This window comes from Paracoccus sphaerophysae (assembly GCF_000763805.1).
Lineage (GTDB): Bacteria > Pseudomonadota > Alphaproteobacteria > Rhodobacterales > Rhodobacteraceae > Paracoccus > Paracoccus sphaerophysae.
On record NZ_JRKS01000010.1, the window covers coordinates 19,438 to 31,156 of the forward strand.

Genomic DNA, 11,719 nt, shown 5'->3' on the forward strand with positions numbered 1-11,719 from the left:
CCCCTCAGCTCTCGGAGAGAGCGACTTTCATGTCCTTGACCTGATAGATGACCTCGCCATCGGCCTCGACGATGCCGTCGGCGACGCCCATCGTCAGCCGGCGGGTCTGCACGGCCTTGGTGAAATCGACCTTGTAGGTCAGCATCCTGCGGTCCGGGCGGACCATCCCGGTCAGCTTGACCTCGCCCACCCCCAGCGCATAGCCGCGCCCCTGCCAGCCCCGCCAGCCGAGGTTGAAGCCGGTCAGCTGCCACAGCCCGTCCAGGCCCAGGCAGCCCGGCATGATCGGGTTGCCGGGGAAGTGGCAGGCGAAGAACCACAGGTCGGGCGTGATGTCGAATTCCGCGACGACATGGCCCTTGCCGTGCAGGCCGCGGTCTTCGGAAATGTCGGTGATGCGGTCCATCATCAGCATCGGCGGCTCGGGCAGCTGGGCGTTGCCGGGGCCGAACAGCTCGCCGCGCGCGCAGGCCAGCAGATCGTCGCGGGTGAAGCTGGTCTGTTCCATCGCCATCGTGTCTGCCCCGTTCCTGGCCCGGCCGACGGCCGGCTGTCATCGCGTCTCGCTGTAACATCCCGGCGCCGAAGCCTGCAAGGGCAGCGGCAGGCGGCCGGGCCGCGCGGGCGGGCGTGCGAATTGCGGCGTTGCGCCACCGTCCGTGATCGCTATTGATCAAAATCTGGACACAGAGGCAAGGAAACACGCAGTGGCACGGATCGACGAAAAGCTCGAACCCATTCTCGAGACGGTCAAGCAGCGCAACGCGGGCGAGCCGGAGTTCCACCAGGCCGTCATCGAGGTGATGGAAAGCCTGGGCCGCGTCGTCGCCAAGCACCCGCAATTCCTTGATGAAGGGCTGATCGAGCGCATCTGCGAACCCGAGCGGCAGATCATCTTCCGGGTGCCGTGGGTGGACGACCAGAACCGGGTGCGGATCAACCGCGGCTTCCGGGTCCAGTTCAACTCGGCGCTTGGCCCCTACAAGGGCGGCATCCGCTTTCACCCCTCGGTCAACGTGGGGATCATCAAGTTCCTGGGCTTCGAGCAGACCTTTAAGAACGCGCTGACGACGATGCCGATCGGTGGCGGCAAGGGGGGGTCCGACTTTGACCCCAAGGGCCGGTCGGACGGCGAGGTGATGCGCTTCTGCCAGTCCTTCATGACGGAACTGTATCGCCATATCGGCGAATATACCGACGTCCCGGCCGGCGACATCGGCGTGGGCGGGCGCGAGATCGGCTATATGTTCGGCCAGTACAAGCGCCTGACCAACCGCTACGAGGCCGGGGTGCTTACCGGCAAGGGCCTGTCCTATGGCGGCAGCCGGGCGCGGCCCGAGGCCACGGGCTATGGCACGGTCTTCTTCGTCCGCTCGATGCTGGATGCCTGCGGCGAGGGCTTCGAGGGCAAAACCGCCGTCGTATCCGGATCGGGCAACGTCGCCACCTTCGCCATCCAGAAGCTCCAGCACTACGGCGCCAAGGTCGTGGCCTGTTCGGACAGCGGCGGTTATGTCGTCGATGAAAACGGGCTGGACCTCGACCTGGTGCGCGAGATCAAGGAAAACCGCCGCGGCCGGATTTCCGAATACCACCGGATCAAGGGCACCGGGACCTATTTCATCGAGGCGGGCAAGGGCTCGATCTGGGACGTCCCGTGCGAGATCGCGCTGCCCTGCGCGACACAGAACGAGCTGAACGGTAAGCAGGCGGCGACGCTGATCAGGAACGGCGTCCGGGTGGTGGCCGAGGGCGCCAACATGCCCTGCACCCCCGAGGCGATCGCCGCCTTCCAGCGAGCCGACGTGCTGTATGCCCCTGGCAAGGCCGCGAATGCGGGCGGGGTCGCCACCTCGGCGCTGGAAATGCAGCAGAACGCCTCGCGCGACAGCTGGACGTTCGAGCAGACGGTGGACCGGCTGGACGACATCATGACCAACATCCACGATGTCTGCGCCCGGACCGCCGAGGAATACGGCGCCCCGGGCGACTATGTGCTGGGCGCCAATATCGCGGGCTTCGTCCGGGTGGCCGAGGCGATGCGGGCGCTGGGCGTCATCTGAGCGCTGCCCCGCAGTGAGAGGGCCGGCCCTGCGCGGGGCCGGCCTTTTTCATGCGCGGCTTCTTCTTCTTTGCTCAAATATCCCCGCCGGAGGCGTCACCGCCTTGCCGAAGGACCGGCCGTGCCGCCTCGGCTCAGAACCACTGGCCGGGCTCCATCAGCCCCAGTTCCATCAGCTGGTGCGAGTTCCAGCGGAACGGGTGCGATCCGCGCCAGGTAAAGCCGCGGATCTGCGCCCGCGATCCGGGGTTGCGGGCCAGCGCCTTGGCGACCCGGAACGAGGCCACCGCCGCCGTCAGGTTGTTGTGCCAGGGGCAGGAATAGGTGTTCATCTCCTCGACCGACAGGCGGTGATCGGCCAGCAGCCGCAGGCCCGGTTCGGTCCGGAACAGCGCGATCCGGTCGATGCGGCGGCGGTCGGGGGGCAGGTGCTCCTCGAACCGCCAGCGCAGGCCGCCGAAGAAATCCAGCTGCCGTTCCTTCCAGCCGCCCTGGCGGTCCGGCCGCCCCAGCGCGTAATAGCCGGTGCGGTCAAACATCGCCTCGCCGACGCTGACCGCGGTGGGGTGCCGGTCCAGGTCGGGCGCGTACAGGTCGACCACATAGGTCAGCAGGGCGCGCCGGCGTTCCTCGGCATGAAAGGCCAGCATCTCGCCCACGGTGCGGGATTCCGAGAAGGGATAGAACAGATATTCGGCGTTATAGCCGTAATACAGCCAGCTGTCGGGCGGCGCCTTGTCGATCACCGCGTTGACGGCATGGACATGCGCCCCCGGCCGGCGGGCGTCGAACAGCAGGTTCAGGATCACGCCCTTGGGGTCAAGCGGCATCTGCGACGGGCCCAGCGGTTCGGGCGACAGGGCGAGAATGCGCTTGAACCCCGCCTGCAGGTGGTGGGCCAGCGTCGAGGCGATCTCGACCTGGTCCTCGATCAGGATCACCGCGATCGGCCCGCGGGCCAGCTGGTCGGTCGGCGCGTTCAGGAAACTCTCCAGCGCGACCGGGGCCGCCGGCCGGGCCGGGGGCGCGGCGGTGACGGGGGCCGGCGTCGTCGTCTCGGGCTCGATCAGCCCTTCGGGATCGGCGGGGTCGGGCCGGATCGAGGGCGCGGGCTCGGTCACTTGAGCACCGCCCGCACCTGTTCCAGGGCGCTGCCCAGCATGGCCGGGCTGCTGGCGGCGGCCTTGACGATGGCCGACAGCGACTGCTGCTGCGCGGGGTCGAGGTTGCTGTCGCGGATCAGCGCCTCGACGGCGGCGGCGTCAAAGCCCTCGGGCGTCAGCAGGCGGTCGATTTCCTCGGCGGACCGGGCGGCGCTGGCCGCCTCGCGGGTGGCCTCGGCCGCCGTCTGCGCGGCGCTGCCTGCCTGCCGCGAGGCGGCGGCGGCATCGCCCGCGTCGCCCGCCGCGGCCCCGGCCGCCGCTTCCGAGGCGGCATCGGCGGCACTGTCGGCGGCCTCGATGGCGGTTTCGGCGGCGGCCTGGGCCTGGGCCGCGGCGTCGCTGACCGGCGCGGCGGGGTCGGCGGTGGTGGTGCTGGCGGCCTCGGCGGCCTGATCGGCGGCGATGACGGCCGCGTCGGCCGCAGCATCCGCGGCGGTTCCGGCGGCGTCGGCCGCGGCCTGGGCTGCGGGTTCGGCGGTGGGTGCAGTCTCGGCCGGGACCGGGGCCGGCGCCGGCGCCGTGGCGGTCGGCGCCAACGCCCCCGGCGCGATCACGTCGCGCGAACTCCACAGCCAGAACCCGCCCAGCAGCAGGGCGATGACGAGAATCAGGGTGGCAAGACGCGACATGGCGGGCTCCGGTCTGGATGCGGCCCGGCAGGTCGGGCGCGCGCGCCCCCTATCGCACAGCTTGGCGCGGCCGAAAAGCCGCCCGGGGCCGGCGGCGGCGCACCGATCGGCAGTTGAAAACGAGCCCGGAGTGGACTATTTCAACGCTGGATTCCCCAACCATCGAAGGACCACGAAAATAGCTCGCAGACCGCACAACGCTCCGCCCACCCGCGACACCGGCCCCCGCACCAATGACCGCATCCGCGTCCCCGAAATCCGCCTGATCGGCGCCGAGGGGGAAAACATCGGGGTCGTCACCCCCGCGCGCGGCATGGCCCTGGCCGAAGAGGCGGGCCTGGACCTGGTCGAGATTTCGCCCAACGCCGTGCCGCCGGTCTGCAAGATCATGGACCTGGGCAAGTTCAAGTACGAACAGCAAAAGCGCGAGGCCGAGGCCCGCAAGAAGCAGAAGATCATCGAGATCAAGGAAATCAAGTTCCGTCCCGGGACCGATACCCATGATTACGACGTCAAGATGCGCTCGGTGCTGAAGTTCCTGGAAGAGGGCGACAAGGTCAAGATCACCCTGCGCTTTCGCGGCCGCGAGATGGCCCACCAGCAGCTGGGCGTGGAACTGCTGAACCGCGTCCGCGACGACGTGGGCGAGGCCGGCAAGGTCGAATCGATGCCCAAGCTGGAAGGCCGGCAGATGGTGATGATGATCGCCCCGCGCTGAGTGCAGGGCATCTGACGGACGACGCGGCCTGCCGGATCGGCGGGCCGCTTGCACATCGGGGGGCGGGATGGACAGGGTCGGCTGCATCGTGATCGGCGCGGGGGTCGTCGGCTTGGCCGCGGCGCGCGCGCTGGCCCTGCGCGGGGTCGAATTGGTGATCCTGGAACGCGCCGCCGCCATCGGCACCGAGACCAGTTCGCGCAATTCCGAGGTGATCCACGCCGGGATCTATTACCCGCAGGACAGCCTCAAGGCGCGGCTGTGCGTCGCGGGGCGCCGGATGCTGTGTGACTACGCCGCGGCGCGGGACGTGCCGCACCGGCGCTGCGGCAAGCTGATCGTGGCGACCTCGGCCGCGCAGGTAGCGACGCTGGACGCGATCCGCGCGCAGGCGGCCGCGAATGGCGTGGCGCTGCAGCCGCTGACGGCTGCAGAAGCGCAGGCGCTGGAACCGGCGCTGGCCTGCCACGCGGCGCTGATGTCGCCCGACACCGGCATCGTGGACAGCCACGCGCTGATGGCGGCGCTGCTGGCCGATGCCGAAGAAGCCGGGGCGCTGCTGGCGCTGGGGACCGAGGTTACCGGCGTCACCCCCGAGGCGCGGGGCTTCGTCGTCCACACCCGCTCGGGCAGCGAAGACTTCGCCCTGGCCGCCGACCGGGTGGTCAACGCCGCCGGTCTGTGGGCCTCGGAGGTCGCCGCCCGCATCGAGGGGCTGGGCCCGGCCCACGTCCCGCAGATCCGCTATGCCCGCGGCAGCTATTACGCCGCGCCGGGCCGGGCGGTGTTCTCGCGGCTGATCTACCCGGTCGCGGAACCCGGCGGCCTCGGCGTCCACCTGACGCTCGACCTGGGTGGGGCGATGCGCTTCGGGCCGGATGTCGAATGGATCGACGCCATCGACTACCGCGTGAACCCGACCCGCCGCGCCCATTTCGAAACCGAGATCCGCCGCTACTGGCCCGGCCTGCCCGCCGATGCGCTCGCCCCGACCTATTGCGGCATTCGCCCCAAGATCAGCGGCCCGGGCGAGCCCGCCGCCGATTTCCGCATCGACGGCCCCGACCGCCACGGCGTCCCCGGCCTCGTCAACCTGTTCGGCATCGAAAGCCCCGGCCTCACCGCCTCGCTGGCGATCGCAGAGACCGTCGCCGACCTGCTGGGCTAGCTTCTTCTTTGCAGAAATATCCCACGGGATGAACGCATGCGTTCATGAGGGTGTGAAACCCCCGTGGCAGCGCTACAGCCCCGCCTCGGCCGCCACCTGAGCGGCGGACTTGCGCCCCCGCTCGGTCGCTGATTTCAGCTGCCCGCAGGCGGCCATGATGTCCTCGCCCCGCGGGGTGCGGATCGGCGAGGCGTAACCGGCCTTGTAGATGATGTCGGCGAAGGCCTCGATCCGGTCCCACGACGACCGGCGATAGGGCGCGCCGGGCCATTCGTTGAAGGGGATCAGGTTGATCTTTGCCGGGATGCCGCGAATCAGCCGGATCAGGCGGCGCGCATCGTCGTCGCTGTCGTTCACCCCGTCGAGCATGACGTATTCGAAGGTGATCCGCTCGCTGTTCGACAGCCGAGGATAGTCGCGCAGGGCGCCCAGCAGCTCGTCGATGTTCCAGCGCTTGTTGATCGGCACCAGCCGGTCGCGCACCGCGTCGGTGGTGGCGTGGAAGCTGACCGCGAGCAGGCAGCCGATCTCTTCGGCCGTGCGCGCGATCTCGGGCACCACGCCCGAGGTCGAGAGCGTGATCCGCCGGCGCGACAGCGACAGCCCCTCGCCGTCCATCACCACCCGCATCGCGTCGCGGACGTTGTCGAAGTTGTAGAGCGGCTCGCCCATCCCCATCAGCACGAGGTTCGACACCAGCCGCGTCTCATCCTTGGGCGCGCCGGGTTCGGGCCATTCGCCCAGATCGTCGCGGGCGACCATCAGCTGCCCGACGATTTCCCCGGCGGTCAGGTTGCGGACCAGCTTCTGCGTGCCGGTGTGGCAGAAGGAACAGGTCAGCGTGCAGCCGACCTGAGAGCTGACGCACAGCGTGCCGCGGTTGTCCTCGGGGATGTAGACCGTCTCGACCTCGTGCCCGCCGGCGATGCGCAGCAGGTATTTGCGGGTGCCGTCCTCGCTGACCTGGCGGGTGACGACCTCGGGGACGGCGATCTCGAACCGCTCGGCCAGAAAGGCGCGATAGTCCTTGGCAAGGTTGGTCATGGCCGTAAAGTCGCGCACTCCCCAGTGATAGACCCACTGCCAGATCTGGCCGACCCGCATCCTGGCCTGACGCTCCGGCGTGCCGGCCGCGATCAGCGCGTCGCGCAGCTGGTCGCGGGTCAGCCCGACGATGTTGATCCGCAAGGCCGGTTCCATCCGGCGCGGGATCGTCACCACGTCCTGCGTGATGGGCGCGCCCGCAAGGCCGCCGGGCGCGGCGACAGGGGGGATGGTCGGGTGCGAGGTCATCGGTGCAGGATCCGTCGGTTCGGAAAAATCATGGGGCCGCCCTCAGATGGGGCGGCCCCTTGCATAGCACAAGCGCAGGCGGCGCGGCAGCGCAGATTACTTGCAGCTTTCCTTGGCCTTGTTGGTCATCGCCGTGATGCCCGACAGCGAGAACGTGTCGGCGGTGTGGGTGCCACGCGACGACCGCGCCTTGAACACGGCATCGGTCCCGGCGCGCAGGGCGCTGATCAGCTTGGCGTCCTCGTCGGGCGAGCCGGTCCACGCGTTCTCGCCTTCGGTGAACAGCTTGAAGCTGTTGCTGCCGATGGTCACGTCCACGGTCGAATCCGGCGCGAACGGGTAGCCGCCCTGGAACGAGACCTCGCCGTTCTGGCCGGGACGATAGGCGATATACAGGCGGATGTCGCTGCGCGTCACCTCTTTGGGGTTGCCTTCGGCATCGGTGTTCTTGCTGGATTTCGGGGGCGAGACGGCCCAGCATTCCTTGGGATCGGTGCCCCCGAACGCGGTCCAGGCGCCCTCGCTGCCCAGCACCGACGGTTCGGCCGCCAGCACCGGCGACGCCAGCGACGTCAGCAGTGCCGCGGCAAGGCCGAGGTGAAGGATGGATTTCGTCATGCTCGTGGCCTCCTGCAGCCCCGGTTCGGCCCGGGTTGTAACGGATCGGTGGTCTTGCGACCGGATGTGGCCTAGATAACCGGAAAACCGGGGCGCGCAAAACCCCCGGGGGCGGGAAATCGCGCATTTGTCAAAGGGACTTGCACATGGCGGCGGCCGATCTGATTGAACTGTGGCGCGGCGGCCTGATGGAAAGCGTCCATCGCGGTCACGCGGTGGTCTGGGACCGCGGCGGCATGGTCGCCGCCTGGGGTGACGCGGATGCGGTGATCTTTCCGCGGTCCTCGTGCAAGATGCTGCAGGCGCTGCCGCTGATCGAAAGCGGCGCGGCGGACGCGGCGGGGCTGGGGACGGAACAGCTGGCGCTGGCCTGCGCCAGTCACCAGGGTGCCCGGATCCATGTCGACCGGGTCGCGGCGTGGCTGGACGGGCTGGGGCTGGCCGAGCCCGACCTGCGCTGCGGCGCCCACATGCCCAACGATCCCCCGGAAAACCGCCGCCTGACCTGCTCGGACGAGGCGCCCTGCCAGCTGCATAACAACTGTTCGGGCAAGCACGCGGGCTTTCTGACCTGGACCCGCCATCACCGCGCCGGGCCGGATTATCACGAACCCGACCACCCGCTGCAGCAGGCCGTCCGGCGCGTCTTCGAGGAGGTGACCGACGAGACCTCGCCCGGTTACGGCATCGACGGCTGTTCGGCGCCGAACTTCGCCACCTCGGTCAGCGGCCTTGCGCGGGCGATGTCGGCCTTTGCCGTGGCGGCCTCGGGCGAGGGCAGCGGCGCGCGGACCGCGGCGATGCGGCGGCTGACCCGGGCGATGACCGCGCATCCCGATCTGGTCGCGGGCGAGGGCCGGGCCTGCACCGAGCTGATGCGCGCGATGGGCGGCCGGGTCGCCGTCAAGACCGGGGCCGAGGCGGTGTTCGTCGCCATCGCCCCCGACAGGGGCCTGGGCATCGCGCTGAAGGTCGCGGACGGCGCCACCCGCGCGTCCGAGGCGGCGATCACCGCGCTGCTGGTACGGCTCGGGCTGCTGGACGCGGGCCACCCGGTGGTCGGCAAGTATCTGACCGACCCGCTGCGCAACTGGCGCGGCATCGCGGTGGCCGAACGGCGGCTGGCGACCGGCTTCGACGCATGACCCCTGCGGGGCGCGCCGGCTGACCGGCTGGCCGACCCCCCACAAATCACCTAGCGGCTGCGGGACATGAACTGTTAATCAGGGACCGGGGCAGAAGGTGATGTCAGGCGGCTATGGCCGCGACCAGTTCATCTTCGATGGCGGCCGCGACATGATCCGCGACTTCGACGCCGCCCAGTGCGAGCTGATCCGCATCAACGTGGACGGCTTCGACAGCTATGACGACGTCATGGCGGTGGCGACCCAGCAGGGCGACGACGCGGTCTTCACGCTCGGCCAATGGAAGGTCCTCACGCTGGACAACGTCAAGCTGTCGGAACTGAGCGCGGACCACTTCTTCTTCGCCTGACCTGGGCGAACGCGCGCCCGGCGGGTCACGGCGTGCCGGGCGTCACAGCATCTGCCACAGCAGACGGAGCGCCAGCGCCGACGAGGTCACGACCAGCAGCGGCTTGATGACCCGCGCGCCGATCCGCATCGCCAGCCGCGCGCCCAGCCACGCCCCGGCCATCTGCCCCGCGCCCATCATCAGCCCCAGCGCCCATAGCGGGTTGCCGGTCAGCGCGAAGGCCGCCAGCCCGCCGATGTTCGACGCGAAGTTCAGCAGCTTGGTGTGCGCCGTGGCCTTGAGGATGCCATAGCCCGCCAGGGTGACGAAGCTGAGCATGTAGAACGCCCCGGCGCCGGGCCCGATCAGCCCGTCATAGAACCCGACCGCCGTCACGGCGGTCAGCGCAAACGCTCCCGGTGCCAGACGCGCGGCCCGGTCGACGTCGTTCAGCCCCGGCTTGAAAGCGAAGAACAGCGCGATCCCGATCAGCACCACCGGCAGGACGATCCGCAGCGCCTGGGTCGGCAGCGCCGTCACCAGCGCCGCCCCGGCGACGCCGGCGGCAAAGGCGATCGCCGCCGTGGGCAGTTGCTTGCGCAGGTCCACGAGCCCCGACCGGGCATAACTGAAGGCCGCGGTGGCGGCGCCGAAGCTGCCCTGCACCTTGTTCGTCGCCAGCGCCTGGTCGGGCGGCAGCCCGGCCAGCATCAGCACCGGCACGGTGATCAGCCCGCCGCCGCCGGCGATGGAATCGACGAAACCGGCGGCCACCGCCGCCGCAACCAGCGCCGCGATCAGCTGGGCGTCCACGCGCCGCTCAGTTCAGGCCGTATTGCAGCGGATAGCGCCCGTCGCTGAAATCGCCAAAGCGCGCGGTCAGTTCGGGATGTTCCAGCGGCTCGCCCGAGGGGTCGGGCACGAGGTTCTGTTCCGAGACATAGGCCACGTAATAGGTCGCCTCGGTTTCGGCATACAGGTGGTAATAGGGCTGGTCCTTGGTCGGGCGGCAATCCTCGGGGATGGACTGGTACCATTCCTCGGTGTTGGCGAATTGCGGATCGACGTCGAAAACCACGCCCCGGAACGGATGTTCCCGGTGCCGCACGACCTGTCCGATATTGTATTTCGCGGTGCGCATATCGCCAGTCCGCCCTTGCTGTCCCGCGCATGTTTAACGCGCGACGGGCCGTGAGTAAATCCGCAGCACGCCGCGCCGGGCTGCGAGATGTCAAGAATGCGTCATAAACCGCCGGCGCCGGCCTGCCAGGCCCGGACCGCCTCCAGCGGCCAGATCAGCATCAGGACGTTCAGCAGCAGCCCGTCGCGGATGAACCATACCGTCACCGACTCGGCCAGCACGAACAGCGCGACGCTGGCCCAGACCGGCAGCCGCCGCGCCAACCAGAACCCCAGCCACATCGCGCCGATGTCGGCCAGCGAGTTCACCACCGAGTCGCCATGGTAATCCAGCGCGATGGTCGCCGCGCGATAGCGCTCGATCACCGCGTTGGTGTTCTCGGCGATCTCCCACGCGGCCTCGACCAGCGTGGCGATGACCAGCCGCGCGCCGAGGCTCAGCCGCCGCGCGACGAGCCACAGCACCCCGTAGAAGATCAGCCCGTGCAGCACGTGGCTGGGGGTGTACCAGTCGGTCAGGTGTTGCGAGTTCTCGGCGCTGACGGTCTGGCCGTGCCACAGCTTGACATGGCCGCATTGGCAGATCGGCAGCCGGCCCATTGCCAGCAGGATCGCCGCCGTGGCCAGCAGGATCGCGGCCAGCAGGATCGCGATGCGGCGCGTCGTCATTCCGCGTCGGTTCCGGAGGGGTGCAGCGGCCGCGGGCCGCTGTCGTCCAGCACCCAGACTCCGGCCTCGTCGATGCGGATCGCCGTCAGCGTGCCGTCATAGGTGGCGCCGGTGTCGATGTTGACCCGGTTGCCGTAATGCGTCGCCCGGCGGACCGGGGTGTGGCCGTGGACCACCAGCACGCCGTGGTCCCGGGGGTCCTGGTGAAACGGCTTCCTGATCCACAGCAGGTCGTCCTCGATCTGCGCGTGCAGATCCAGGCCGGGGCGGATGCCGGCATGGACGAACAGCGCCTGCGGAGTGAGGTGCCAGGACGGCAGCCCGTCCAGCCAGCGGGCGTGATCGGCAGGGATCGCGGCCAGCGCCTCGGCATGGACGGCGTCCAGATCGCGCAGCATCGCGTCGTTGACGCCATAGGAGGCAAGCGTCGTGTCGGCCCCGGAATTCCGGGCGATCCAGTCCTTCTGTTCGGCAGCGCGCGGATCGATCCAGCGCGGATCGCGCAGGAAGTTCGGCAGCTGGCGGTCGTGGTTGCCCTTGACCACCAGCCAGTTCCGGCCGCGCGCCTGGCCGTCCATCAGCAGCTCGATCACGCCGCGGGAATCCGGTCCGCGGTCGATCAGGTCGCCGACATGGACCACCAGCGCGTGGTCGCCGCCGTCGCGGGCGATGCGCTCATGCGCGGCCTCCAGCATCGCGCGCTGGCCGTGAATGTCGCCGATCGCATAGATCCGCATCGCCGGTCCCGTCGTGAGAAAGCCCGGCCAGCGAACCGGCCGGGGGAAA

At 69.4% G+C, this 11,719-nt stretch carries 14 protein-coding genes; 5 read left to right on the top strand and 9 right to left on the bottom strand.

The genetic code is table 11. The annotated features are described in order from the left end of the window. Positions 1–4: 4 nt before the first annotated feature. Positions 5–514, bottom strand: coding sequence for a bifunctional 3-hydroxydecanoyl-ACP dehydratase/trans-2-decenoyl-ACP isomerase (gene fabA, locus IC63_RS04995; RefSeq protein WP_036717495.1), 510 nt, complete (start codon positions 512–514; stop codon positions 5–7). 193 nt (positions 515–707) lie between these two features. Between fabA and gdhA the strand changes: the two genes are divergently transcribed. Then, positions 708–2,063 (top strand): NADP-specific glutamate dehydrogenase, encoded by a 1,356-nt coding sequence (gene gdhA, locus IC63_RS05000; protein ID WP_036717497.1) that lies wholly within the window; start codon positions 708–710, stop codon positions 2,061–2,063. A gap of 133 nt (positions 2,064–2,196) precedes the next feature. On the opposite strand, the gene IC63_RS05005 is transcribed toward gdhA, so the two are convergent. Both IC63_RS05005 and IC63_RS16900 read right to left on the bottom strand, forming a co-directional pair. Then, positions 2,197–3,057 (bottom strand): glycosyltransferase family 2 protein, encoded by an 861-nt coding sequence (locus IC63_RS05005; protein WP_036717600.1) that lies wholly within the window; start codon positions 3,055–3,057, stop codon positions 2,197–2,199. A gap of 122 nt (positions 3,058–3,179) precedes the next feature. Beyond that, positions 3,180–3,854: a hypothetical protein gene (locus IC63_RS16900; protein ID WP_084115509.1), complete on the bottom strand. Its 675-nt coding sequence runs from the start codon at positions 3,852–3,854 to the stop codon at positions 3,180–3,182. A 130-nt stretch (positions 3,855–3,984) separates the two neighbouring features. On the opposite strand from IC63_RS16900, the gene infC reads away from it, so the two are divergent. Beyond that, the gene (infC, locus tag IC63_RS05015) at positions 3,985–4,572 is read left to right on the top strand and encodes a translation initiation factor IF-3 (protein WP_232222515.1); all 588 of its coding nucleotides are present in this window, start codon (positions 3,985–3,987) and stop codon (positions 4,570–4,572) included. 67 nt (positions 4,573–4,639) lie between these two features. Then, positions 4,640–5,740 carry an NAD(P)/FAD-dependent oxidoreductase gene (locus tag IC63_RS05020; protein ID WP_036717498.1) on the top strand — a complete coding sequence of 367 codons (1,101 nt, stop codon included), beginning with the start codon at positions 4,640–4,642 and terminating at the stop codon, positions 5,738–5,740. 72 nt (positions 5,741–5,812) lie between these two features. On the opposite strand, the gene rlmN is transcribed toward IC63_RS05020, so the two are convergent. Then, entirely contained in the window at positions 5,813–7,033 is a 1,221-nt protein-coding gene (rlmN, locus tag IC63_RS05025; protein ID WP_052041890.1) for a 23S rRNA (adenine(2503)-C(2))-methyltransferase RlmN, read from the bottom strand. Between the two features lie 96 nt (positions 7,034–7,129). Then, positions 7,130–7,651, bottom strand: coding sequence for an invasion associated locus B family protein (locus IC63_RS05030; protein ID WP_036717500.1), 522 nt, complete (start codon positions 7,649–7,651; stop codon positions 7,130–7,132). Between the two features lie 146 nt (positions 7,652–7,797). Here IC63_RS05030 and IC63_RS05035 point away from each other — a divergent pair, with 146 nt between their 5' ends. Then, positions 7,798–8,796, top strand: coding sequence for an asparaginase (locus IC63_RS05035; RefSeq protein WP_036717502.1), 999 nt, complete (start codon positions 7,798–7,800; stop codon positions 8,794–8,796). A gap of 100 nt (positions 8,797–8,896) precedes the next feature. Further along, positions 8,897–9,145: a hypothetical protein gene (locus tag IC63_RS05040; protein WP_036717504.1), complete on the top strand. Its 249-nt coding sequence runs from the start codon at positions 8,897–8,899 to the stop codon at positions 9,143–9,145. A 42-nt stretch (positions 9,146–9,187) separates the two neighbouring features. On the opposite strand, the gene IC63_RS05045 is transcribed toward IC63_RS05040, so the two are convergent. The 4 genes from IC63_RS05045 to IC63_RS05060 all read right to left on the bottom strand — a co-directional run bounded on the left by IC63_RS05045 (position 9,188) and on the right by IC63_RS05060 (position 11,670). After that, positions 9,188–9,937: a TSUP family transporter gene (locus tag IC63_RS05045; protein ID WP_036717506.1), complete on the bottom strand. Its 750-nt coding sequence runs from the start codon at positions 9,935–9,937 to the stop codon at positions 9,188–9,190. 7 nt (positions 9,938–9,944) lie between these two features. Beyond that, positions 9,945–10,265 (bottom strand): heat shock protein HspQ, encoded by a 321-nt coding sequence (gene hspQ / locus IC63_RS05050; protein ID WP_036717508.1) that lies wholly within the window; start codon positions 10,263–10,265, stop codon positions 9,945–9,947. A 101-nt stretch (positions 10,266–10,366) separates the two neighbouring features. Further along, the gene (locus tag IC63_RS05055; RefSeq protein WP_036717509.1) at positions 10,367–10,933 is read right to left on the bottom strand and encodes a DUF2585 domain-containing protein; all 567 of its coding nucleotides are present in this window, start codon (positions 10,931–10,933) and stop codon (positions 10,367–10,369) included. Next, positions 10,930–11,670, bottom strand: a complete 741-nt coding sequence (locus IC63_RS05060; protein ID WP_036717512.1) for a metallophosphoesterase family protein — start codon at positions 11,668–11,670, stop codon at positions 10,930–10,932. Before IC63_RS05060 ends, IC63_RS05055 begins: the two co-directional genes overlap by 4 nt. Positions 11,671–11,719: the final 49 nt, after the last annotated feature.